Annotated in this window: 21 protein-coding genes and 1 tRNA gene; 21 read left to right on the top strand and 1 reads right to left on the bottom strand. The window is 42.7% G+C overall.

From position 1 onward, the window contains the following. Nucleotides 1-8: 8 nt before the first annotated feature. The 15 genes from CSV60_RS13440 to CSV60_RS13510 all read left to right on the top strand — a co-directional run bounded on the left by CSV60_RS13440 (nt 9) and on the right by CSV60_RS13510 (nt 15,057). Entirely contained in the window at nt 9-968 is a 960-nt protein-coding gene (locus CSV60_RS13440; protein WP_099632524.1) for a ribose-phosphate diphosphokinase, read from the top strand. A gap of 80 nt (nt 969-1,048) precedes the next feature. Then, on the top strand, nt 1,049-1,678 hold the full coding sequence (locus CSV60_RS13445; RefSeq protein ID WP_099632525.1) for a 50S ribosomal protein L25/general stress protein Ctc: 630 nt from the start codon (nt 1,049-1,051) through the stop codon (nt 1,676-1,678). Between the two features lie 80 nt (nt 1,679-1,758). Next, nucleotides 1,759-2,331 carry an aminoacyl-tRNA hydrolase gene (gene pth / locus CSV60_RS13450; protein WP_099632526.1) on the top strand — a complete coding sequence of 191 codons (573 nt, stop codon included), beginning with the start codon at nt 1,759-1,761 and terminating at the stop codon, nt 2,329-2,331. 47 nt (nt 2,332-2,378) lie between these two features. After that, nucleotides 2,379-2,597, top strand: coding sequence for an anti-sigma-F factor Fin (locus tag CSV60_RS13455; RefSeq protein ID WP_099632527.1), 219 nt, complete (start codon nt 2,379-2,381; stop codon nt 2,595-2,597). A 101-nt stretch (nt 2,598-2,698) separates the two neighbouring features. Continuing rightward, on the top strand, nt 2,699-6,232 hold the full coding sequence (mfd, locus tag CSV60_RS13460; RefSeq protein ID WP_099637357.1) for a transcription-repair coupling factor: 3,534 nt from the start codon (nt 2,699-2,701) through the stop codon (nt 6,230-6,232). Nucleotides 6,233-6,315: 83 nt separating this feature from the next. Beyond that, complete coding sequence (gene spoVT / locus CSV60_RS13465; RefSeq protein WP_099632529.1) at nt 6,316-6,852, top strand: stage V sporulation protein T; 537 nt, start codon at nt 6,316-6,318, stop codon at nt 6,850-6,852. A 575-nt stretch (nt 6,853-7,427) separates the two neighbouring features. Continuing rightward, a complete protein-coding gene (locus CSV60_RS13470; RefSeq protein ID WP_099632530.1) occupies nt 7,428-8,633 on the top strand; it encodes an NAD(P)-dependent malic enzyme in 1,206 nt (401 codons plus the stop codon). Between the two features lie 533 nt (nt 8,634-9,166). Continuing rightward, entirely contained in the window at nt 9,167-9,760 is a 594-nt protein-coding gene (gene ytaF / locus CSV60_RS13475) for a sporulation membrane protein YtaF (protein ID WP_099632531.1), read from the top strand. Between the two features lie 51 nt (nt 9,761-9,811). Then, nucleotides 9,812-11,404: a putative polysaccharide biosynthesis protein gene (locus tag CSV60_RS13480; RefSeq protein ID WP_099632532.1), complete on the top strand. Its 1,593-nt coding sequence runs from the start codon at nt 9,812-9,814 to the stop codon at nt 11,402-11,404. Between the two features lie 5 nt (nt 11,405-11,409). Further along, nucleotides 11,410-12,870, top strand: coding sequence for a bifunctional methyltransferase/pyrophosphohydrolase YabN (gene yabN / locus CSV60_RS13485; protein WP_099637358.1), 1,461 nt, complete (start codon nt 11,410-11,412; stop codon nt 12,868-12,870). Then, complete coding sequence (locus CSV60_RS13490; protein ID WP_099632534.1) at nt 12,867-13,163, top strand: RNA-binding S4 domain-containing protein; 297 nt, start codon at nt 12,867-12,869, stop codon at nt 13,161-13,163. Before yabN ends, CSV60_RS13490 begins: the two co-directional genes overlap by 4 nt. A 125-nt stretch (nt 13,164-13,288) precedes the next feature. Next, nucleotides 13,289-13,585 carry a sporulation protein YabP gene (yabP, locus tag CSV60_RS13495; protein ID WP_029054884.1) on the top strand — a complete coding sequence of 99 codons (297 nt, stop codon included), beginning with the start codon at nt 13,289-13,291 and terminating at the stop codon, nt 13,583-13,585. After that, nucleotides 13,582-14,067: a spore cortex biosynthesis protein YabQ gene (gene yabQ, locus CSV60_RS13500; protein ID WP_099632535.1), complete on the top strand. Its 486-nt coding sequence runs from the start codon at nt 13,582-13,584 to the stop codon at nt 14,065-14,067. The genes yabP and yabQ overlap by 4 nt, the downstream gene beginning before the upstream one ends. A gap of 29 nt (nt 14,068-14,096) precedes the next feature. Further along, entirely contained in the window at nt 14,097-14,510 is a 414-nt protein-coding gene (locus CSV60_RS13505; protein ID WP_099632536.1) for an FtsB family cell division protein, read from the top strand. Nucleotides 14,511-14,631: 121 nt separating this feature from the next. Beyond that, nucleotides 14,632-15,057 (top strand): S1 domain-containing RNA-binding protein, encoded by a 426-nt coding sequence (locus tag CSV60_RS13510; RefSeq protein WP_029054887.1) that lies wholly within the window; start codon nt 14,632-14,634, stop codon nt 15,055-15,057. A 301-nt stretch (nt 15,058-15,358) separates the two neighbouring features. On the opposite strand, the gene CSV60_RS13515 is transcribed toward CSV60_RS13510, so the two are convergent. Next, nucleotides 15,359-15,432, bottom strand: a tRNA-Met gene (locus CSV60_RS13515). Nucleotides 15,433-15,640: 208 nt separating this feature from the next. On the opposite strand from CSV60_RS13515, the gene CSV60_RS13520 reads away from it, so the two are divergent. From CSV60_RS13520 to hslO, 6 genes are all read left to right on the top strand, one after another. Then, entirely contained in the window at nt 15,641-18,040 is a 2,400-nt protein-coding gene (locus CSV60_RS13520) for a SpoIIE family protein phosphatase (protein ID WP_099632537.1), read from the top strand. A 35-nt stretch (nt 18,041-18,075) separates the two neighbouring features. Further along, nucleotides 18,076-19,485 carry a tRNA lysidine(34) synthetase TilS gene (gene tilS / locus CSV60_RS13525; protein ID WP_099637359.1) on the top strand — a complete coding sequence of 470 codons (1,410 nt, stop codon included), beginning with the start codon at nt 18,076-18,078 and terminating at the stop codon, nt 19,483-19,485. Between the two features lie 19 nt (nt 19,486-19,504). Beyond that, nucleotides 19,505-20,047: a hypoxanthine phosphoribosyltransferase gene (gene hpt, locus CSV60_RS13530; protein WP_085132333.1), complete on the top strand. Its 543-nt coding sequence runs from the start codon at nt 19,505-19,507 to the stop codon at nt 20,045-20,047. A gap of 131 nt (nt 20,048-20,178) precedes the next feature. Then, on the top strand, nt 20,179-22,182 hold the full coding sequence (ftsH, locus tag CSV60_RS13535) for an ATP-dependent zinc metalloprotease FtsH (protein ID WP_099637360.1): 2,004 nt from the start codon (nt 20,179-20,181) through the stop codon (nt 22,180-22,182). Nucleotides 22,183-22,321: 139 nt separating this feature from the next. Beyond that, on the top strand, nt 22,322-23,086 hold the full coding sequence (locus tag CSV60_RS13540) for a type III pantothenate kinase (protein WP_099632540.1): 765 nt from the start codon (nt 22,322-22,324) through the stop codon (nt 23,084-23,086). Nucleotides 23,087-23,098: 12 nt separating this feature from the next. After that, nucleotides 23,099-23,968, top strand: a complete 870-nt coding sequence (hslO, locus tag CSV60_RS13545) for an Hsp33 family molecular chaperone HslO (RefSeq protein WP_099637361.1) — start codon at nt 23,099-23,101, stop codon at nt 23,966-23,968. The last annotated feature ends 184 nt before the right edge of the window (nt 23,969-24,152 follow it).

Here is a 24,152-nt window from a genome sequence, read left to right on the forward strand (position 1 = left end):
GGGCCATCATGGCAAATCAATATCCAAACGACAAACTGAAAATCTTTTCTTTAACTGCGAACGAACCACTTGCTAAAGAAGTAGCAGATCAAGTCGGGCTTCCGCTCGGCAAGCTCTCAGTCAAACGTTTTAGTGACGGGGAAATTCAAATCAATATCGACGAAAGCATCCGTGGCTGTGAAGTATTTGTTATTCAATCCACTTCTAATCCGGTCAACGACAACTTAATGGAACTTCTCATTATGCTGGATGCCTTAATGCGTGCATCTGCACGTACGATTAACGTGGTCATGCCTTATTATGGATATGCGCGCCAAGACCGTAAAGCGAGTTCACGTGAACCTATAACGGCTAAACTAGTTGCAAACTTACTTGAAAAAGCAGGCGCTGACCGTGTAATCGCAGTAGACCTACATGCGCCACAAATTCAAGGATTCTTCGATATTCCAATCGATCACTTGATTGCAGAACCCATCCTAACGGAATACTTCCAGAGTCAAGGATTAGCAAGCGATGATCTTGTTATCGTTTCACCTGACCATGGCGGTGTTACGCGTGCACGTAAAATGGCAGATCGTATGAAGGCACCAATTGCAATAATTGATAAGCGTCGTCCGCGTCCGAATGTAGCGGAAGTGATGAATATTGTTGGCAATGTAGAAGGAAAAACGGCTATTTTAATTGATGATATTATCGATACAGCCGGAACTATAACAATTGCTGCGAGCGCTCTAATTGAAAGTGGAGCAAAAGAAGTGTATGCTTGTTGTTCACACCCTGTTTTATCCGGACCAGCGATTGAGCGTATTAATAATTCTCAAATCAAGCAATTAGTGATTACGAATTCTATTAAATTGCCGGAAAGTAAACAATCTCCAAAAATCAAACAACTATCGATTGCGCCATTGTTGGCATCTGCAATCATTCGTGTGTTTGAGAACAAGTCTGTAAGTACATTATTTGAGTGATAATAAGTTAACTGATATCTTCTGATATTGAATATCCAAAGATGTATAAAAAACTTTTGATGGGATAGGTGACTATACAAATGAGCACAATTAAGTCGAACTTAAGAGAAACTGACAAGAAGACAGTAAGCGAATTAAGAAAAAGCGGATGGATTCCTTCAGTAGTATACGGTTATAAAACAGAAAGCACGCCAATCGCAGTAAAAGAGCGTGATCTTCTAGATACACTTCGTGAAACAGGAAGAAACGGCGTAATCAAATTGACTGTTGACGGCAACGATGTAAACGTCGTATTAAACGATTATCAATCTGACGTTTTGACTGGTTTCCTTACACATGCTGACTTCTTGGCGATCAATATGACAGAAGAGCTTGAAGTAGACGTAGCGATCAACCTTGTTGGGAACGCGCCAGGTGAAAAAGCAGGCGGAACAATTCAACAACCGGTATGGGAAGTTACAATTCGCGTAAAGCCATCTGACATTCCTGATCATATCGACGTAGATGTTTCAGAACTTGAAATTGGTGAAACAATTCTTGTTAGCGATATCCGCGACAAAGTGAAGTTTGAAATCTTGACTGAGGACGAAGTAGGGTTAGTAACTATTTCTGCTCCACGTACTGAAGAAGAAATGGAAGCATTAGATGAAGCAACTGAAAGCACTGAAGCTGAGCCGGAAGTAATTGGCGAAGATAAAGAAGAGAAATAAGTTACAAAATGGGCGCACGTGTTTGAATCGTGCGCTCCTTTTCTATGTATATATATCATTTAGAAAAGGAAGAGAAGAACATGAAATTACTAATCGGTCTCGGAAATCCCGGAAAAAAATACGAAAACACGCGGCATAATATTGGTTTTCAAGTCATTGACGAATTGGCTGAGCGGTGGCAAGCTCCACCATTCCAGCAAAAGTTCAATGGCCAATTTACAACTGTCCATACAGCTGAAGGTAAAATAATATTATTAAAACCTATGACCTATATGAACTTATCCGGTGAATGTGTCCGTCCCTTAGCGGATTACTTTGAAGTGGACGATGAAGAAATAGTCGTGTTATACGATGACTTGGATTTACCTGCGGGGAAGATCCGACTTCGTCAAAAAGGAAGTGCGGGCGGTCATAATGGTATGAAGTCACTCATTGCACATCTAGGTACTTCTGAATTCAATCGCATTCGTATGGGTGTCGATCGTCCTGCGGGCGGTATGAAGGTCGCTGATTATGTATTATCTCCTTTTAGCAAGGACGAGCAACCGTTGATTGAAGATGCGATACAAAAGAGTGCAGACGCCTGTGAAGAATGGACAATAAAAAAGATGCCATTTCTTGAAGTGATGAATAAATTTAACGGAAAAGCATAATATATCAATTCTTTGCCTATACTTTGAAAAAGGAAGGTGAAGAGAATATGATCCGTTATTCTTGCAATCACTGTCATACGGAGATCGGCTCCATTCCATTCGAATCGGCAAAAGATACGTTGAGTCAAATAAACGGTGCTGATAAAAACACGTTTTTGTCTGTAGATCCGGATGGTGGCCTGCATATACGATGTATTTGTGAACACTGTGAGCAATCATTGCAGGCGTTCCCGGATTATTACACCTTAAAAAAATGGTTACAATAAGTAACAGATGCTTTGGCGCTGATAGCCAAAGCTTTTTGTGCATAAAGCATCCTGTTCAATAGATAGATACACTTAGTCAATAGATAAGGAGGAGTAGTTGAGTGGGAGTAATAGAACAGCTTTTTCTAGAAGAGAAAGAGATTAAAGGCTTGCTGAACGACTTGGAAGATGGGCTGGATCGGCAGTTGATCACAGGCCTTGCAGGAGGATCCAAAGCGATCTTCTTTAAATTGATTCAGCAGTCACTGACACGCCCTGTCCTAATTGTTTCACCAAATATGCTTCAAGCACAGCGAACGTATGAAGATCTAAGCAAATTGGTCAATGATGAACATCTTCACTTATATACAGCAGAAGAACTTGTTGCCGCTGACTTTTCATTCGCGAGTTATGAATTACGTGCTGGCAGGATTGATACATTGGATCACATGGCGCGTGTTGGTAGTGGTATTTATATCACACCTGTTGCAGGTTTGCGCAAGTTGTTGCCGTCAAAGGAACGGTGGTTGACACACTACGTAACCGCTTCAACGGATGAAGAGATCGATATAGGTGTCTGGCTAGAGAACTTAGTATCTATGGGCTATATACGAAAAGACCTGGTGAGTGCACCGGGTGAATTTGCGTTACGCGGTGGAATAATGGATATTTATCCGCTCACAATGGCAGAACCTGTTCGTATTGAGTTATTCGATACGACAATTGATTCCATTCGTACATTTTCAGCAGAAGATCAGCGTTCAACAGGAAAATTGGAATCTATTACGTTATTGCCAGCGACCGAATTCATCTGGACGCCTGAAGAATTACAGCAAGTTTCACGAAAAGTGGAACAAGCGCTTGGCGAGAGCTTGACCAAAATCAAAAGTGAAGAATTACAACAGCAATTATTGATGACAATCATGCAAGATATCGGCATGATGAAAGATGGGATAGTGCCAGACACAATAAAGAAATATGCCTCATTTTCTTCTGAAGCTAATGCCATGTTAACGGACTACTTCCCCGCTAATGGTGTCATAATATTTGACGAATTGGGGCGAATACAAGAGTCTGTAGCTACATTGGAGTCGGAGGAGCAAGAATACCAGCTAGCGATGCTCGAAGATGGAAAAATGTTGCATGACGCGAAACTGGCATGGAAATACGAGCAAGTACTTGAAAATATTAATCAGCAGCAACTCTACTTGTCTTTGTTTACACGCTCAGTACCTGGCTTCACTATCAAGAAGTCTATTTCAATTTCTTGTAAGCCGATGCAACAGTTTCATAGTCAGATGCCATTATTGAAAAGTGAAATTGAGCGTTGGCGACAGGGGAACTATAATGTTTTTCTTCTGGCTTCGTCAACCGAGAGAATGAAGACAATCCAAGATATTTTACGAGAGTATGATATAGAAGCAGTGATAGACGGCAAGCCGAATAAAGATGGTGTGTTATCCATTATAGAAGGGGATTTATCAGTAGGCTTTGAATTGCCGTTCCAGAAACTTGCTGTCATTACAGATGCGGAATTGTTTACTGGCAAACCAAAACGCAAAGCACGTCCCCCTAAACTAACGAATGCCGAACGGATCAAAAGTTATTCAGAGATCAAGCCAGGCGACCATATCGTCCATGTTCATCATGGTATTGGAAAATATTATGGCGTCGTTACATTAGATGTTAAAGGTATCCAGAAAGATTACCTAGATATTCGTTATCGCGGTGAGGATAAGCTTTTCGTACCCGCTGACCAAATTGATTTGATTCAAAAGTACGTTGCTACAGGAGAGAAAGAGCCAAAGCTACATAAACTTGGCGGCACGGATTGGGTAAAAACCAAACGTAAAGTAACCGCGGCTATTCAGGATATTGCGGATGATTTGATCAAATTATATGCCAGACGAGAAGCGGAAAAAGGGTTTGCCTTCAGTGAAGACGATGACTTGCAACGTTCATTCGAAAATGCTTTTCCTTACGAAGAGACACAGGACCAGTTACAATCCATCGAGGAAATTAAGAAAGATATGGAACGTATACGACCTATGGATCGATTATTATGCGGTGATGTAGGGTACGGGAAAACAGAAGTTGCAATCCGTGCAGCGTTTAAGGCGGTAACGAACGGTAAACAAGTGGCGTTCTTAGTGCCGACTACGATATTGGCACAGCAACATTACGAGACGATGAAAGAGCGTTTCGCAGATTATCCTGTGACGGTTTCATTACTGAATCGTTTTCGTACTAAGAAAGAGCAGGATGAAACGATCAAAGGGTTGAAAGCGGGGACTGTTGACATTGTCATCGGTACACATCGCTTATTGTCGAAGGACGTAGTCTATCAGGATCTTGGGCTTCTCGTAGTTGATGAAGAGCAACGTTTTGGCGTGACGCATAAAGAAAAATTGAAGCAATTGAAAAATAACGTAGATGTACTGACATTAACTGCAACACCGATACCAAGGACTTTGCATATGTCGATGGTCGGGGTGCGCGATTTATCCGTAATCGAAACACCGCCAGCCAATCGTTTCCCTGTCCAGACATATGTCATGGAGCATAATGGAGGGCTCGTTCGTGAGGCGATTGAGCGGGAGATGGGACGTGGCGGCCAGGTTTTCTATTTATATAATCGTGTAGAAGATATGGATCGCAAAGTTCAGGAAATTCGTGACTTGGTGCCAGAAGCACGTATTGCCTCTGCCCATGGTAGGATGGGGGAGGCCGCCCTCGAAGCAGTAATATTAAGTTTTCTTCAAGGGGAATTTGACGTGCTTGTTACGACGACCATTATTGAAACCGGAATCGATATTCCGAACGTCAATACGTTGATTGTCCATGATGCAGATCGCATGGGACTTTCACAGCTTTATCAATTACGTGGTCGGGTTGGTCGTTCCAATCGCGTAGCATACAGTTATATGCTCTATCAGCGCGATAAAGTGCTAACGGAAGTCGCGGAAAATCGCTTACAGGCAATCAAAGAGTTCACTGAGCTTGGTTCGGGTTTTAAAATTGCTATGCGTGATCTATCCATTCGGGGAGCAGGGAATTTACTTGGTTCACAACAACATGGATTCATTGACTCTGTTGGTTTCGATTTGTATTCGCAGTTACTACAAGAAGCGATTGAAGAAAGACAGACAGGTGTTGTAAAAGAAGACAAGGTGGATGTTGAAATCTCCTTGCCTATCAATGCATATCTCCCTGAATCATACATCCAAGACGGTTATCAAAAAATTCAAATGTATAAACGCGTAAAAGCAATTACAGGCGATGAGGATTATCTAGAGCTTGTTGACGAGATGATCGACCGTTTCGGTGATATGCCATTCGAAGCTGATTTATTGCTCCGTGTTGGACGTATGAAAGCGTGGGGTCGTGATGCTGGTGTGATATCCATTAAAAATGTACAAGGAATAGTGGAGATCCGCTTGTCGGCAGAGGGAACGGCTCGTGCTGACGGTGCAAAACTGATGGAACGTTCATTGAAGTTTGGTCATGCGGTTGGACTTACAATTGACAACGGGCAAATAACCGTAACCGTGAATGAAAAAAAATCTAATCAGTTTACGGAATTCGACATGGTAGAAGATATGGTACACACAATGCAGGAAACAGCAAAGGAAGTAGAATCTACAGATGCCTCGTAACACCTCGATTGCATAAAATGACCAATGTTGATGCATACTATTCTCAGAAATACATTTAATTTCGAGAAAGTGAGGCATTATACATGAAAGCAACGGGTATTGTCCGCAGGATTGATGACTTGGGAAGAGTAGTTATACCAAAAGAAATTAGAAGGACACTTCGCATTCGTGAGGGGGACCCTTTGGAGATATTCACTGATCGAGAAGGGGAAGTCATTTTAAAGAAGTATTCACCTATTTCAGAGCTTGGCGAATTTGCGGCAGAATATGCAGAATCACTTTATGAAACAATTGGTACACCTACACTGATCAGTGATCGCGATGAGATGCTAGCGGTAGCAGGTCTTGCAAAAAAGGACTATATGAACAGACAATTAGCCCCGATATGCGAAGAAATCCTGAACGGCCGATCTACTGTCGTGGAAAAGCATGAGAAGACGGTAGAATGGGTGCCAGGTCAAGTAGAGCAGATTAAGTCTTATTGTATTGTACCAATCATTACAAATGGTGATGCAATCGGTGCGGTCTATTTGCTGTCAAAAGTTCATTTTGTCGGAGAGGTCGAGCAAAAAGCGGCAGAGACGGCAGCCAACTTCCTGTCAAAACAGATGGAAAGCTAAATGGATTTGATATAAATATTAAGTTTTTAATTAAAACTCACAATAGATGTATCTATTGTGAGTTTTTTTGATGTGTAATTTACTATAAATTAAATTGTGCATCTTATTATCAGAATCATGATATGTAAAGGAACATTGTTTAACCCATTAATTGGTAGTCAGGCAATAATTTTACTTGAATATAGTTCCTAATTTGGTCCGTGTGACCAAAATGCAAGTTACTATTTTCCAACACTTAAAAAGTGAAGTTTTTCACATACTACATCCATACACCGCTTTTTGGCATCACTTTTCTTTACGTGAAGCTTTTCACAAAAACCTTTAGTGAAGGGCTTCACAAGGCATAAATTGAAAAGTGAAAGGTTTCACATACTACGAAAAAGCATAAAAGTCAAAACTTTTTTCAAAAATTTTTGATGTCCTGAAAAACCCCAGGCAAAGGCAATGTAACCGCTTACGAATTTTTAATTTTTGGAGTTAATAGAAAATTGATGCTTGTAATTACTTCGCATTTGCGCTTATAATCACTACCAACACGAATGAACAATAAAAAACCAGACAGGGAGAGCGATATTATGAACAGGAAATACAAATCTTCTTTACACATGCATCAAATTCACAATGGAAAAATGGAAGTGGTTTCGAAAGTGCCACTAGAGAATAAAGAGGATTTGAGTTTGGCGTACTCACCGGGAGTTGCTGAACCCTGTGTGGAAATTGCTCATGATCCATCACTTGCGTATGAATATACAATCAAAGGGAACTTGGTTGCAGTTGTAACAGATGGAACAGCTGTACTAGGTCTTGGAGATATCGGCCCCGAAGCAGCTTTGCCGGTAATGGAAGGGAAAGCTCTATTGCTGAAGCAATTCGCAGGGATTGACGCATTCCCGATTTGTCTGGATACAAAAGATGTAGATGAAATTGTCAATATCGTAAAAGCTATGAGCCCGACATTTGGTGCTGTAAACCTCGAAGATATTTCGGCTCCACGTTGTTTTGAAATTGAACGTAGATTGCGTGAAGAATGTAATATTCCAATCTTCCATGATGATCAGCATGGAACGGCAATTGTAGTAGGTGCAGGTTTACTAAATGCATTAAAAGTAGTAGGAAAAGAAAAAGAAGATGTAAAAATAGTATTAAATGGTGCAGGTGCCGCTGGAGTTGCGATTACGAAATTATTGTTGAGTATGGGCTTCAAAAACATTATTATGTGTGATTCCAAAGGCATTATTTTTGAAGGTCGCGAGAATGCGATGAATGACATTAAGCATGAAATGTCACGTATCACAAACCTAGAAAAAATAGAGGGTTCATTAGAGGCTGCAATGGAGGGTGCTGACGTATTCGTTGGTGTATCTGTTGCGAACTTGCTGACGAAGGAATTGATAGCGCTAATGAATACAGATCCTATCGTATTCGGACTGGCAAATCCAATGCCCGAGTTAAAGCCCGAATTGGCAGATGAGTATGGCGTACGTATTATCGCGACAGGCCGTTCTGATTATCCTAATCAGGTCAACAATGTCTTGGCATTCCCTGGTATCTTCCGTGGAGCACTAGATGTTAGAGCAACTGAGATCAATGAAGAGATGAAACTTGCAGCAACATATGCGATTGCTGATTTGATCAAAGATGAGGACCTACGTGATGATTACATCATTCCGGATCCATTTGATGACCGTATTCCGACAATTGTTGCGCACGCAGTAGGAAAGGCAGCGATGCGTACAGGTGTATCTGTTGCGAAGGAATTTGTTTTGCCTACACCCAGATGAAGATGAATAGAGACCCGTCTTCCCTATCACGTATAGGGAAGACGTTTTTTAATTTGTAAAGTGAGTGGTTGATGCGGACGGGGCGTTGTTTGACGTTCTGGGTGGACCGTTGGTTATTGGCTCACAGACTAGGAATAAGTGCAGGGTAGCGGTGCTCATAAATTCTTGCAAGCACTCATAGTTCATGGTTAAGCGCCCTATAGTGTGTAAATTCCGCTCTATCCACATTCAAAGCGCTCTATCATACTCTATAAGCGATCATACTTGTTTGGTAACCGCTCAATGCGTTTATGAACGTATTAGATCCCGACCGTAAACGAGTAATTACATGTCGTAAAATTAGGCGGTACCTATAATAAAGTCCTAGATTACCCATAGTTTGTAGCGGATACCTAAATTCGTCCCCTTCTATCTACATTTACCACACAGTCTACCCACGTTCATGGAAAAGTCCGGTTCTATTACGCGCCTAGCGCACACACGCCTGCCTCATTGCGCGCGTATAGTATGATAAAACCAAATGGGGGAGCGAAATGACTTGGCTACTGATTGCAGGCTTTGCAGTTTCATCTAGCATTGACAACTTTGGAGTTGGACTTTCTTATGGTGTACAGCAAGTCCGGATTCCATTTACATCGAATGCACTCATTGCAGCAATTTGTTTTATCTTTAGTTTAATAGGCATTGTCGCCGGTGCGTGGCTGGCTGAAATGTTACCGGGCCTACTACCCGATCTTATAGCATTTGCTGTACTTAGCATGATCGGAATACGTATTATGGTTATGGCCTTTCGTCAACCAAGAAAACATCAAGCAAATGTATTTAGTGAACCGGAAAAAATGGACTTTGACGGATCTTCACATATTAGTATTGGGGAAGCTTTATTGCTTGGTATTGCGCTTTCCGCGAATGCACTAACGAATGGTGTCGGAGCAGGTCTTCTAACATTGTCGCCGATTGCAATCGCATTATCAGCGGCTGTCGGTAGTTATATTACATTATCTATTGGCGTAGGACTGGGCGCAAGACTGGCAGGCGTGCGGATTGGCAAGATGTCAGTAGGGCAGTTCGGAACATTCATGAGTGGAGTTATTATTTTATTGATTGCGGTCACACGCCTATTCTGACGTGATGAAATGGTATACTAGAAATCATCATCGAATGAAAGAGGCGCGTATATGGCGTTGACTAAATGGAATATGAAGTCGTTTATGAAAGGTGCATCGATTCTAACTATTGCCGCCATCATCGTCAAAGTGCTGAGTGCGGTCTATCGTGTGCCATTTCAAAACTTAGTTGGAGATAAAGGTTTCTATATTTATCAGCAAGTGTATCCGTTTATCGGAATATTTATCGTTTGGACGTCTTCGGGTTTTGCTGTCGCGGTGTCTAAAATGCTTGCAGAAAGCAAAAATCCTGGGGAAGCACGTGGGATTTTACGTGTGTCACTCGCATATCTTCTCGTTTTATCAGTAGGAACCTATCTATTATTGCGTTCAGGTTCATCTTTCTTTGCTGAACTAATGGGAGATACCGCATTGGCGCCCGTTTTGCAGGCTGGTGCGTATATCGTTCTCGTACTTCCGTTCCTAGCTGTACTGAAGGGCGTCTTTCAATCAGAAGGGCAAATGATACCTGTAGCGATTTCCAACGTCTCGGAGCAGTTGTTTAGGGTGATCATCGTACTTGCAGGTACGTGGATTGCGATACGTGCAGGAACATCTCTTTATAAAATAGGGGAAATTACGATGTGGGCGGCGGTTGCAGGAGAAGTGGTGGGTGTTTTGATCCTGACTTGGTTCTTCCTACAGCGGGAAAGTTTGGCGGTAGCTACTGTAAAGCCATGGCAAGTGATGAAAGATTTGACCAAGATTAGCATTGGCGTCAGTGCAAGTTCATTAATTTTACTGGTATTTCAATTGGTGGACTCTTTTACGATCTATAACGCATTAGTCGAGGCAGGGGCAATGAGTGAGACCGCCATGGAAATGAAAGGTGTTTATGATAGGGGACAGCCGCTTGCGCAAATGGGTATTTTGCTAGCATCTACATTGGCGCTAGCACTCGTGCCGTTAATCGCGCACCATGCCACTAAAAATGATGGACGGGGTGCCTTACCGTTCATTGGCTTGACGTTCCGGACATCCATTTTATTCGGTTGGGCAGCGACGATCGGATTGGTTCTTGTACTTCCTTTCGTCAATGAAATGCTATTTCAATCACGAGCAGGCTCTGTTGCGCTAATCATCTTCTGTATACAGATTTTCTGGTTGTCGATTATTTTACCGCTAACAGCAATTCTTCAAGGAAGTGGTAAAGTGCGTGGGCCGTTGCTACTCATGCTGCTTGGAATCGTAATAAAACTATCAACTACACCTTTGATGGTTCGCCAGTATGGAATTGAAGGTGCCGCTGCATCGGGTACTATTTCATTCGCAGTCGTTGCTGTGTTATTGATTCTCTACTTTAAGAGATGTTGGAGATTCCCACTAGCTTCGCGACGTTTTTATATCGTGCTGATTATTGCCGGCGTGGCAATGGCGGGGGTATTAATTCCTTGGATGCTTCTAGCCGATTCATGGCTATTTGATGGATTATCCTCACGCACTAGCTCAATGTTCACTGCATTTTCTGCTGTTACAATTGGAGCAATCATATTCCTTTTCGTCATCTTGAAATCACGTATAATGAAAGAAAAAGAGTGGTACTTACTGCCTTTCGGAAAACGATTGGCGACTGCTCAACTATGGCTAACTAAAAATAGAAGGTGAATTATGTGAACAAAATAACTGTTATCGGACTTGGCGCAGGTGATTTAGAGCAATTGTCGCTAGGCACGTACCGATTATTGAAACAAGCGGATCATCTCTATATTCGCACGGAAGAACATCCTGTAATTGCAGAATTGCGTTCGGAAGGGCTAAAGATGGAAAGTTTTGATTCAATCTATGAAGCAAATGATGCATTTGAAGACGTCTATCGGCAAATTGTTGATAAACTTCTCGAACTGAGTACGCATCGGCCGATTACATACGCTGTGCCAGGCCACCCGCTCGTAGCGGAACGTACAGTCCAACTATTAATTGAAAAAGAACGTGCAGGTGATATTGAACTTCATATCGCAGGTGGTAGTAGCTTTTTAGATCCGATTTTTACAGCGTTGCGTATTGATCCAATTGAAGGATTTCAGTTGCTGGATGGGACTGACATGAAACGTGACGATGTACGGATGGATCAGCACGTATTAATAGGACAAGTGTATGACGCATTCGTCGCTTCAGATGTGAAATTGTCTTTGATGGAGAAATATCCCGATCATCACGTTGTCACCATTGTTACGTCAGCCGGTTCCCAAGATGAAAAATTAACTGAAATCCCACTGTTTGAGCTTGACCGTACAGTAACATTGAATAATTTGACGACTGTATATGTACCACCGCTACCTGATCACCAACAACGACTAAAAGAGTGGAGTTCGTTCAGGGACATCATCGCAACGTTACGTGGGCCGAATGGCTGCCCTTGGGATCGCGAACAAACGCATGAATCCTTAAAGCGCTATTTAATCGAAGAATCCTTTGAGTTGATCCAGGCCATCGATGAAGAAAATGATGACGCTATTATCGAAGAACTGGGAGATGTTTTACTACAAGTCTTTCTTCATGCACAAATCGGGGAAGACAATGGGTACTTCTCGATGGAAGACGTACTCGAAACTGTAGGGTCCAAAATGATACGTCGTCATCCACACGTATTTGCGCAAACGCAAGCTGATACAACCGAAGAAGTGTTGACGAACTGGCAAGCCATCAAGGAGCAGGAAAAACCTAAACCGCCTACGCTGTTAGAAGGACAAGAACGTTTGGCATCATCCTTGCTGACATCTTATAATTACCAAAAGACTGCAGCCAAAGTGGGGTTTGACTGGCCATCTATAGAAGGGGCTTTCGACAAGTTCCAGGAAGAGTGGCAAGAATTTCAGGAAGAAGTAAAAAGTGGTGGACCTGAGCAACAGCTAGACGAGCTCGGAGACGTATTGTTCACTATCGTCAACATCGCAAGATTCCTGAAGCTCTCACCAGAAGAAGCCATGTGGCATGCCAACGAAAAATTCAAATCCCGTTTTCAGTCCGTAGAGCAATCCGTGAAGCAAGGAAGCGGAAAATTTGAAAGTTATACAGTAGACGAACTAGAAGAATTCTGGAAACAGGCTAAACGAAAGGAAGGAACTAAATGAGACTCGATAAGTTTTTAAAAGTATCACGCTTTATAAAACGCCGAACGCTTGCGAAGCAAGTGGCTGACCAAGGTAGAATTACGATTAATGGAAAAGTAGCCAAAGCATCGTCCGTTGTCAAACCAGGTGATGAACTTTCAATACGTTTCGGCCAAAAGATCGTTAATGCTACGGTAAATGAGCTGAAGGCGTCAACGAAAAAAGAAGATGCAGCAGGTATGTACACAATCACTAGCGAAGAGCGCTTAGAGAAAGTGGAGCCTGAGTTTGTGGATGACGAAGAGGCAAACTAATTAACCACGAGACAGACTAAAGGGTTTAGAATATAGAATTTGCACCTCAACTTAAAAACGGCTTGTCATGTTTGGCCAAGCCTCTGCATATGATAAGGGGAACGTACTAGAGAAGGGGGACGCATATGCAGATTCAAACAGACAGCTCCATGTATACTATTCCATCAGGAGACCACGTAGTGACGATGCGCAATCGCAAAAGAATGGACCTCACATCCGTGAAAACGATCGACCGCTTTGACCAGGAGGAATTTCTCGTTAGAACATCGCTAGGCGTACTGCAAATCCGTGGGGAGGAACTGCGTATTGTACATTTAGACGTGGACAAGGGCCTGCTAACGCTTGAAGGCACAGTCCAAACACTTCAATATGATGACGAAGAAGCAGGCTCACGCAATTTCCTCCATAAACTATTCGGATGAGCCTATCCGTCCAGTTCTTCAGTCTGTTGGCGATGATCGGGACAGGAATTACTGCTGGAATTGTACTGGATTTATTCGGAACCATTGTCGCCGGGTGCGATAAACGTTCGTTCACTAGAAGGTGGGCATTCTGGTTTGAATGCCTTATCTGGATTATGTTAGGCATTATGTCGTTTTGGGTATTAATGATGGTACGCGACGGGGCATGGAGAATGTATGACCCCGTCGCACAGGTTAGTGGCCTGTTATTGTATGCAGCCATCTTCCATTATCCTGTGAGATTCGTAGGTAGACTACTGTTACTTGTGGTGCTTAGGCCGATTTGGCTCATCATTCGTCTTGTCTACCTAACGATTCAACGGATTTTCTCTGTAATTGTCTCTATTCTGTCATTCATCACATCACCGTTTCTAAGATTAGTAAAGAACATAGGGAAATTCCTTCAAAATAAATGCAGAGTACTATATAATAGAGTGCAATAGTAGAACTACGCCAGAAAGGTGTGTGCGCCATGAAAAAAACACAGAACCCTTCAACAAAGAATGTGACATCAATCGATACAGACTATGTGCGCTCTATGCAAAAAAAAGAAAATTTTAAAAAAGCACAACAAAAACGCTTGCGTAATCGGTTGGCCGTATTTTTTGTCATCGTCTGTGTGGTTGCTGGAAGTTTATTCAATATGAATGCTGGTCAAAAAGAAATCTTGGCAGCCAAACATAAGGAAAAAGCCCAAGCAACGGCTACACTAGAGGATTTGAAAGAACAGCAAGAACAACTGAAAACACAGTTGATTCGATTGGACGATGACGAGTATATTGCTAAACTCGCGCGGAAAGAATATTTTCTTTCAGAGTCCAATGAGATCATTTTTTCAATTCCTGATAAGAAAAAAGAGTCAGAAAAAGACATAAGAAAAGAGTAGTCATGTTGACACTCTTTTTTTGTTGGCTATAATATAAGTAGGAGCCTGTAAAATACAGGCACTGCCAATATGGTTGATAGGCTTACGAGCCGCTTAAAACTTAAGGAGGAGCATTTTTTTTATGTCAATTGAAGTAGGCAGCAAGTTAGAAGGTAAAGTAACCGGGATCACAAATTTTGGGGCATTTGTTGAATTGCCAAGCGGGTCCACAGGATTAGTCCATATTAGTGAAGTAGCTGACAATTATGTCAAAGATATTAATGATCATTTAAAAGTCGGCGATATGGTTGAAGTCAAAGTAATGAATGTGGGATCTGACGGTAAAATCGGTCTTTCCATCCGTAAGGCGAAACCTGAGTCAGAACAACGTCCACAGCGTCCACAACGTCCAACTAGACCTCGTCAAGGAAGCAAACCGAGCTTTGAACGACCAGAGAATTTTGAACAGAAGATGGCAAAGTTCATGAAGGACAGCGAAGAACGTCTAACTACCTTAAAGAGAGCAACAGAGTCCAAGCGTGGCGGTCGTGGAGCCAGAAGAGGATAACTTGCTGACTGTTTCAACTGTAAACTAAAATCAGATGACATCCTACACGTATGTTCCCTATTATGGAGCATGCGTTTTTTTATGCGCGAAATTCGGAGTTGAGAGCTAGGCACACTTGATTAATGTTCTGGCTCGTAGTCGGCAAAACAAAACTTAACACCGCCCCTCACGCACCCATAAAAGAATCGTAATCCAAATCGCACTGAATCGACGTTAACCAAAGTTCATAAGCGTTCCTCGGATTATTTTTTTCAACAAAAAATCCTCTGCCTAAGCCAGAGGATTTTTTGATTTACTATTATAGCGGCGGAGGGGGTCGAACCCACGACCTTTCGGGTATGAACCGAACGCTCTAGCCAGCTGAGCTACGCCGCCAAGATATTGATGCAATGAAATGAGGTAATTCCATACGCAACGTCTCTTATCATACTAGGCATTTGGAGAAGTGTCAACATATCTTTTACTAAAAAATATACATACGGAATACGTCGAAATGTTTTGTGAATATGCCGCCACAAACAGACAAATTTTCTCGTGAACCCCATGTATAGTTTTACGTAAGAGAACATAGGGGGTATGGGAAATGAAGATGATTGACAATATGGAGCGACCAATTTTGCAGATGTTTAGGGCATACTGGCAAGAATTTATGAATCGTAAAGTATACTTGCTAACTGCCCTACTGTTCTTGGTAGGATCATTCTTTCTATCACAAGCAGTAGTATTCGATATGGCAGTACCATTCTTCTTGCCAATCTGGGCATTAGCAAGTATGCGCTACCGTCAACACATGATCTACGTATTTATAGGTGGAATGGCGGGCAGCGCGTTTCTTGGGGTGGGACAAGCTGTCATTCATTTGGCGCAATTATTACTGTTTCATTCAATTATAAAGATTCCAGTCGTGAAAAGGTCTATTCCAATCGCTGTGGCTGGAGGAATGATTATTCCGCAATTAATCTGGCAGCTCGTAAAATACGGCGACGGGATGTTACCTTTAGCGGTTCAGTTGTCAATAGGGTTAGAAGCATTGCTTGCATTGTTTATGACCATTTTCATGTTACTAGCTTTTCCTTCTATAGAAAGAATGCTGTATGGGCCGTGGAATCCCGAGCAGATCAGTGCGATGTGTATTGTGGGAGCGCTTGCAGCCACCGGAATGGGAGGGTTCCAAATCGGTACAGTATCGGTTGCTGGGGTATTCTTGTTTTTAGCGATATTTGTAGCTGCAGTTGTTGGGGGAGTGCCGTTCGCTACAACCGTCGGAATGATTATCGCGTTGATCATAGGTGTATCAGAATTGTCCTTTACGGGCATGATGGCGTTATATGGTATGACTGGTTTGTTGGCGGGTTCACTAAAACGCTTTGGAAAGCTTGGGGTCATCACCGGCAGTGTCTTTGTTTCGCTCTTTTTCCTTCTATATGATGCGACGCTGCCTCTTGATACCGTTCATTTTTCCACAGTTGGCGCCGCAGCTTTACTGTTTATATTGATACCTTCGCGCAAATTAAGTCAAATACGACAAGTTTTATTACCGAAACAAGAAGGAATATCAGAAAAACGACAGCAATGGCTCGCGGATAAACTGGATGGGCAGTTAGAGGAGTTCCAACAGTTTGCTCATTTCATGTCAACGCTCGTGAATGATCGTCTGTCCCCCGAGGAGGAAGTGGCAGCGACAAGTCAAGTACCATCTATTTGTCAATCCTGTTTTCGTTACCGCAAGTGTTGGGAAAGTGAAGAGGACAGTATAGAACCGTTGATTGACGAATGGGAAACCACCTATTCTGCAACGAAGAAAGCAGCTCGTGTACGTGTTGAACAGAAGATGAAATATAAATGTCTACGTTTTAAGGGGTTAATGAATGAATTGGAGGAGAGAGGGGCCAATAAATTATTGATGGGGCAGTTACAGCATGGTCGAAAGATGCTAGCATTGCAGTTACGCGATATGAGTACGCATATCGAAAAAGTTATGAGAGAGGTAAAGGAAGATCTGACTACGTATAAGTTGGCTGAAGAAGAGCTTGCGAATCGTTTACAATCACAAGCCATAGAGTTTTTTCAAATAGATATATTATCGGAAGAACGGGGTGCCTGCAGAATTGTGATTTCTGTACCGGAAAAAAAGGCGGATTTTGAAGCGGAAACGACGGTTGGAGAATATTTATTACTGCCCATCTTGGAGCAAATGTACGATGAACCGATGCATATTTCAAAATCGACTTATCAGCCATTCCCGTTCCCACATGTGCAATTAACCTTTAGTTCCGCTGTTCGCTTTTCACTTGATTATGATATCGTCACAACAGCCGGGAAGGGATCGTTCAATGGTGGCGATGCGTATGAGTTATTCAAGATTCACGAAGGCTTGTCGGCTGTATTGTTGTCGGACGGAATGGGACAAGATATCAATGCATACCACGAAAGTAGAAAGGTAATCCGGCTGATGCGGGAATGTCTGGGTCAAAAAATGGATCCGGAAACGGCGATCCACACCTTGCATTATATGATGGCGTTAAATGGACTGGATGATATGTATGCAACGCTCGACTTGGCGTTAATTGATTTACAAGAAGGGCGACTTTGGTCGTGGAAGGCAGGTTCGATGAGTACCTACATTAAAAGAAGTGATGATTGTATCCGGTTAGACAGCAAAACAGTACCATTTGGCTTCTTGCCTTCATTTTCTATAGAGGCGAAAAACGAAAAGCTCAAGTCCGGTGATATCGTCGTTATGATGACGGACGGCATATTTAATGGGGATATACCGCTTGATATTCAAGAAGACGTGATGAATCAAACGATAGAACGTTTTAAAGATATGGATTGCCGGACGATTGCCGATCAAGTAATGATGGAGATGGAACGGGTATTTGAGTCAGTAGAAGATGATCGGACGATTCTCGTAATGAAAGTCGGTCATATTGTACCAAAGTGGGCAAAAGCTAATAAGCAACCTCGAATCATTTCTAGCTAAACAATGGTAGAATAGAGAGAGGAGGGAGATGGATCATGAAAAGTTTGCAGCAGAAGGTATTAAAGTTTATTGACAAGCAAACGTTGATTCCTCCCGGCTCTCGTGTATTGGTCGCGTGTTCGGGTGGTGTGGATTCCATGGCACTGCTTCACTTTCTTGCAACGCATCAGCAACCTCTGGTCATTGAAGTAGCGGCCATCCATGTAGACCACATGTTGCGTGGAGTTGAATCCGCTGAAGATGCGTTTGTTGTGAAGCAACTGTGCGAGGAATTCGGGCTACCCTTTTATTCTGAACAAGTACCTATTCCGGCTATCTTGGAAAGCCAGGGCGGTAATATGCAACAAGTGTGTCGGCAACAGCGTTATGCGTGTTTCGAACAAACGATGAAAAGCGAGGGGTTCACGGTTCTCGCAACGGCCCATCATGCAGATGACCAACTGGAGACGGTGCTGATTCAATTGAGTAAGGGGCAATCATTAAATGGTATGCCAATACAGCGGGCAATTGACTTGGGTAAAGTTATACGTCCACTTCTTCCATTGAGAAAGAGCGAATTGTACATGTATGCGTCACATCACGACATCATATTCCGAGAAGATCCAAGTAATCAGCAAGACAATTATTTGCGTAATCGTATGCGACATCACGTGCTACCAGTCTTGATGGACGAAAATCCATCCGTCGCGGTCAACACAGTTCGCCAGACGGAACAACGGCAAGCGGATGAAAGCTTGCTGAATGAGCTTGCGGATCAACATTGGCGTTCGATTGTTACGTATACGCATGAGCAGCTTCCCTCTTTTCAACGGGAGGCATTTCTTGCTATTCCCCACGCTTTACAAAAGCGCGTGATTCAACTACTATTAAAATGTCTAACTAACCCAGCAACAGAGAACGCTGAGTGGCATTTTGCATTAGTGGATGAACTGTTACAGCACATTACGAACTCAGACGGAAACGTCGCAATTGATTTGGTGTATGGCTATCGGTTTATCAGGGAATATGATAAACTGCTAATTACAAAAATGGATATAGATACAGCATCCCTTCGACCAAAAGTACTCGCAAAAGGTACTTGGCATACGTGGGGGAATATTCAGTTTTACTGGGATCATGCCAACGCACATATAATAGAAGAATGCTCACCTTCCGATGAAGTCAGGTATTTTCAATTACCTGAGTCGGAACTACCGTTAACTGTACGGCTTCGGATGACTGGAGACAGAATGTTGATTAAAGGAATGTCCGATCCAAAACGTGTGAATCGGATATTGATTGACGAAAAGATAGGGATCATGCAAAGGCAACAGCAGCCTGTCATTACGACAGCAAGCGGTACTGTATGTGCAGTACCTGGTGTACGGTATAGTGAGATGTTTTCACGCCGCCAACCGGAAGGCGATTCATACATATGGATTACGCGAGAAGGCGAGACAAGATAAAATAGAGGGGGACGGGCCGATGATCGCGCAAGATATCGAGCATGTTTTAATTTCAGAAGAGCAACTAGAGGAGAAAGTCCGAGAACTCGGAGCAACATTAACTGAAGAGTACCGTGAAAAATTCCCATTAGCAGTCGGTGTACTCAAAGGTGCATTACCATTCATGAGTGACTTGATCAAACGCATTGATACGTATATCGAGTTAGATTTCATGGATGTTTCTAGTTATGGGAATGCGACAGTTTCATCAGGTGAAGTGAAAATCATCAAAGATTTGAACACTAGCATAGAAGGTCGCGACGTGTTGATTATTGAAGATATTATTGACAGTGGAAAGACATTGAATTACTTAGTGGAGCTGTTTAAATACAGAAAAGCAAACTCTATCAAGATCGTAACGCTGTTGGATAAGCCGACAGGGCGTAAAGTAGATTTAAAAGCCGATTATGTAGGTTTTGACGTACCGGATGCGTTCGTAGTTGGGTACGGCTTGGATTATGCAGAGAAATACCGTAATTTACCTTACATCGGGGTATTGAAGAAGGAAATTTACTCTTTCTGACGAATGTGCAATGAACCGGATTGAAGGCTATTTTCCGTAAGGCATTTCTTTTGTTAAGTAGTGTTAATCTATGCTAAAATTTACAATAGTTTTCTGTTTAGTTTTTGTTGAATGAGATGAGGAGGCTTGGGATGAATCGAATACTTCGATACTTTCTTTTATATGGATTGATCTTCCTAGCAATTATGGGTATTTTCAGTTCGCTTAACAATCCAAATCCGAAGATGAAACCAATTCGGTATGATGAATTCGTCACAGCGCTGGAACAAGGAAAAGTCGAAAAAGCAACTTTTCAACCATTACAGCTTGTGTATGAAGTAAAAGGGGAAATGGCCGGCTACGAAAAAGGTGAAACTTTCGTAACGAACATACCAGAAAATGATATGGACAGTATCGGTGAAATTGTCAAAACGACAAGTACTGAGATTGAAATCCTACCGCCAAAAGAAACAAGCGCGTGGGTATCGTTCTTTACAGGACTCGTACCATTCATAATTATTATTATCCTTTTCTTCTTCTTACTGAACCAATCACAAGGCGGCGGTGGCGGCAAGGTGATGAACTTCGGGAAAAGTAAAGCGAAACTGCAAACGGACGATCGGAAGAAAGTACGTTTCAATGATGTTGCAGGTGCAGATGAGGAAAAAGCTGAGCTTGAAGAAGTCGTGGACTTCTTGAAAGATGCTAGTAAGTTTGTGGAGTTAGGTGCACGGATTCCAAAAGGGATCTTGCTAGTAGGACCTCCAGGTACAGGTAAAACATTGCTTGCACGTGCAGTAGCAGGTGAATCAGGCGTACCATTCTTCTCGATTTCAGGTTCTGACTTCGTTGAGATGTTCGTAGGTGTAGGTGCTTCTCGAGTGCGCGATTTATTTGAGAATGCCAAGAAAAACTCACCATGTATTATTTTTATTGATGAAATTGATGCAGTTGGACGTCAGCGTGGAGCCGGCTTAGGCGGCGGTCACGATGAGCGTGAACAAACATTGAACCAATTGCTAGTAGAAATGGATGGATTTGAAGGAAACGAAGGAATTATTATCGTTGCCGCTACAAACCGTCCGGATATTTTGGACCCGGCACTTCTTCGTCCGGGACGTTTTGACCGTCAAATTACGGTTGGCCGTCCTGATGTTAAAGGAAGAGAAGCTGTGTTGAAAGTTCACGCACGAAACAAACCACTTGATGATACAGTCGATATGAAAGCTCTTGCTCAACGTACTCCAGGATTCTCTGGTGCAGATCTTGAGAACTTATTGAATGAAGCGGCTCTTGTGGCGGCGAGAAGAGATAAAAAGAAAATCGATATGTCTGACATTGATGAAGCGACAGATCGTGTGATTGCAGGTCCTGCGAAAACAAATCGTGTCATCTCGAAAAAAGAACGAAATATCGTTGCGTTCCACGAAGCGGGTCACGTAGTTGTGGGCTTAATGCTTGACGATGCGGAAATCGTCCATAAAGTAACGATTGTTCCTCGTGGGCAAGCTGGCGGATACGCAGTTATGCTTCCGAAAGAAGACCGCTACTTCATGACAAAACCTGAACTCCTCGACAAAATTGCGGGTCTTCTAGGTGGACGCGTAGCAGAAGAAATTGTACTTGGTGATGTATCAACCGGTGCACATAACGACTTCCAGCGTGCTACAGGTATTGCGCGTTCGATGGTTACAGAATATGGAATGAGTGATAAAATCGGTCCGATGCAGTTCGGGCAGACGCAAGGCAGCCAAGTATTCCTTGGACGTGACTTTAACTCTGAACAAAACTATTCTGAAGCGATCGCATACGAGATTGATTCTGAAATGCAAATAATTATCAAAGAACAATACGAACGCACAAGACAAATTTTGACTGAAAACCGAGAGTTGCTTAATCTGATTGCAACCACTTTATTGGATGTCGAAACGTTGGATGCGGAACAAATCAATCACTTGAAGGATCACGGTACTTTACCTGATCGTCCTTACGACAACAACGATGATGACAAGAAAATTGTAGAAAATTCCCCTGCGGAAACTACAACCCCGGATAGCACGGGTGCGCCATCTGACCCATCAATCGGTGACTTGCCACGTGAAGGTGGAGCGGTAGATAAGACATTGCCGTCTATTGATGAAGAACGTAGAGACTAAGCGAACCCAACAGCCGACTGTATACAGTCGGCTGTTTTCTTATGAGGGGGAAACGTGTTCAGTACGCATTCACAGTATCTCGATGTGAAATTATGATATGATGTACGGGAAAAAGTCAAAGTAAGAGGGGACAACGACTATGTTATTAGTATTAGATACAGGCAATACGAATATTGTGTTAGGTGTATATGAAGGGGATCAACTAAAGCACCACTGGCGGATGGAAACCTACCGACATAAAACAGAAGACGAATACGCCATGCAAGTAAAGGCAATGTTCCAACATGTGGGGATTTCATTCGCTGACATCACGGGCATTATTATTTCATCCGTAGTGCCGCCTGTTATGTTCCCGTTAGAGCAAATGTGTAAAAAGTACTTTAATCAAAAGCCGATGGTCGTTGGACCTGGCGTGAAAACAGGATTAAATATTAAATATGAAAATCCTCGAGAAGTCGGTGCAGACCGGATTGTCAATGCGGTGGCAGCGATTCGCGAATACGGGAGCCCGCTCATTATCGTGGACTTTGGAACAGCTACCACGTATTGCTATGTGAATGAACATGGCGAATACATGGGTGGCTCCATCGCTCCTGGCATTAAAATCTCTATGGAAGCATTGTTTGATCGTGCCTCTAAACTACCGCGCGTTCAACTCGCACGGCCGGAGCATGTAGTAGGTAAGAACACCGTTGCTGCTATGCAGTCGGGTATTATTTTTGGTTACGTTGGACAGGTTGAAGGAATAGTCAATCGTATAAAAGAAGATTGTGCAGTCGAACCTACTGTAATCGCGACAGGTGGGATGGCAGAATTAATTGCATCTGAAACCGAAGTGATTGATATTGTAGATGACTTCCTGACGCTAAAAGGATTACATCTGATTTATGAAAGAAATTTGTAAGGAGAGAATAAAATGACAACAGATTACTTAGTAAAAGCATTGGCATTTGAAGGACAAATTCGTGCGTATGCGGTGCGTTCAACAGAAACGATCGGAGAGGTACAAAAGCGTCATCAAATGTGGCCGACAGCGACTGCTGCCTTAGGTCGAACGATTTCAGCGTCAGTCATGATGGGTGCTATGTTAAAAGGCGATGATAGCATTACGGTAAAAATTCAGGGCGATGGTCCACTTGGTCCAATTGTCGTGGATGCTAATGCTAGAGGGGAAGTTCGTGGTTATGTAACGAATCCGCAAACGCACTTGCCGCTAAATGAACAAGGTAAATTAGACGTTCGTGGAGCAGTTGGTACGGAAGGTATGCTGTCGATCGTAAAAGATCTAGGGTTGAAAGATTACTTTACGGGGCAAGTACCGATTATTTCCGGGGAAATTGCCGAAGACTTCACCCAGTACATGGTAGTATCTGAACAAGTGCCATCCGCTGTGGCATTAGGCGTACTCGTTAATCCAGATAACACGGTTAAAGCATCAGGTGGCTTTATTCTGCAAGTAATGCCAGGTGCTACGGAAGAGACGATTGAATTGCTAGAAGGAAGAATCGCGAACATGACAGCGATTTCTACTATGATTGACAACGGATTGACACCTGAAGCAATCCTGGAAGAAGTACTAGGTCAGGAACATGTGGAATTCCTCTCTAGAATCGACGTGAAGTTTGATTGTGATTGTTCCAAGGAACGTTTTAGTGAAGCTATTAAAGGACTTGGAGCTGTAGAAATTCAAGCGATGATCGATGAAGATCATGGTGCGGAAGCGCAATGCCACTTCTGTTTGGAGAAGTATCAATTCTCTGAGCAAGAGCTTCGTGAATTACTTTGATTTTACTCTTAACTACTCACCCGTTGCCGAAAGTGTATTGCGGTAGCGGGTAATTTACTAATTTACATGAACTTATATAATCAATTTAGAAAGCGCTATCAGCATCCGCGCAAAGGATACTGCCTTGCGGGCATAACGACGTCAGGCTTGCAGATCAACCTGTTTAGCGGAGGAATTGAAAAAC

The organism is Sporosarcina sp. P7 (genome assembly GCF_002743425.1).
Classification (GTDB): domain Bacteria; phylum Bacillota; class Bacilli; order Bacillales_A; family Planococcaceae; genus Sporosarcina.

Excerpts from the sequence above, each read along its gene's own strand:
- CSV60_RS13440 (WP_099632524.1), top strand. The coding sequence starts at position 9 with ATGGCAAATCAATATCCAAACGACAAACTGAAAATCTTTTCTTTAACT.
- CSV60_RS13445 (WP_099632525.1), top strand. The coding sequence starts at position 1,049 with ATGAGCACAATTAAGTCGAACTTAAGAGAAACTGACAAGAAGACAGTA.
- pth (WP_099632526.1), top strand. The coding sequence starts at position 1,759 with ATGAAATTACTAATCGGTCTCGGAAATCCCGGAAAAAAATACGAAAAC.
- CSV60_RS13455 (WP_099632527.1), top strand. The coding sequence starts at position 2,379 with ATGATCCGTTATTCTTGCAATCACTGTCATACGGAGATCGGCTCCATT.
- spoVT (WP_099632529.1), top strand. The coding sequence starts at position 6,316 with ATGAAAGCAACGGGTATTGTCCGCAGGATTGATGACTTGGGAAGAGTA.
- CSV60_RS13470 (WP_099632530.1), top strand. The coding sequence starts at position 7,428 with ATGAACAGGAAATACAAATCTTCTTTACACATGCATCAAATTCACAAT.
- ytaF (WP_099632531.1), top strand. The coding sequence starts at position 9,167 with ATGACTTGGCTACTGATTGCAGGCTTTGCAGTTTCATCTAGCATTGAC.
- CSV60_RS13480 (WP_099632532.1), top strand. The coding sequence starts at position 9,812 with ATGGCGTTGACTAAATGGAATATGAAGTCGTTTATGAAAGGTGCATCG.
- CSV60_RS13490 (WP_099632534.1), top strand. The coding sequence starts at position 12,867 with ATGAGACTCGATAAGTTTTTAAAAGTATCACGCTTTATAAAACGCCGA.
- yabP (WP_029054884.1), top strand. The coding sequence starts at position 13,289 with ATGCAGATTCAAACAGACAGCTCCATGTATACTATTCCATCAGGAGAC.
- yabQ (WP_099632535.1), top strand. The coding sequence starts at position 13,582 with ATGAGCCTATCCGTCCAGTTCTTCAGTCTGTTGGCGATGATCGGGACA.
- CSV60_RS13505 (WP_099632536.1), top strand. The coding sequence starts at position 14,097 with ATGAAAAAAACACAGAACCCTTCAACAAAGAATGTGACATCAATCGAT.
- CSV60_RS13510 (WP_029054887.1), top strand. The coding sequence starts at position 14,632 with ATGTCAATTGAAGTAGGCAGCAAGTTAGAAGGTAAAGTAACCGGGATC.
- CSV60_RS13520 (WP_099632537.1), top strand. The coding sequence starts at position 15,641 with ATGAAGATGATTGACAATATGGAGCGACCAATTTTGCAGATGTTTAGG.
- tilS (WP_099637359.1), top strand. The coding sequence starts at position 18,076 with ATGAAAAGTTTGCAGCAGAAGGTATTAAAGTTTATTGACAAGCAAACG.
- hpt (WP_085132333.1), top strand. The coding sequence starts at position 19,505 with ATGATCGCGCAAGATATCGAGCATGTTTTAATTTCAGAAGAGCAACTA.
- ftsH (WP_099637360.1), top strand. The coding sequence starts at position 20,179 with ATGAATCGAATACTTCGATACTTTCTTTTATATGGATTGATCTTCCTA.
- CSV60_RS13540 (WP_099632540.1), top strand. The coding sequence starts at position 22,322 with ATGTTATTAGTATTAGATACAGGCAATACGAATATTGTGTTAGGTGTA.
- hslO (WP_099637361.1), top strand. The coding sequence starts at position 23,099 with ATGACAACAGATTACTTAGTAAAAGCATTGGCATTTGAAGGACAAATT.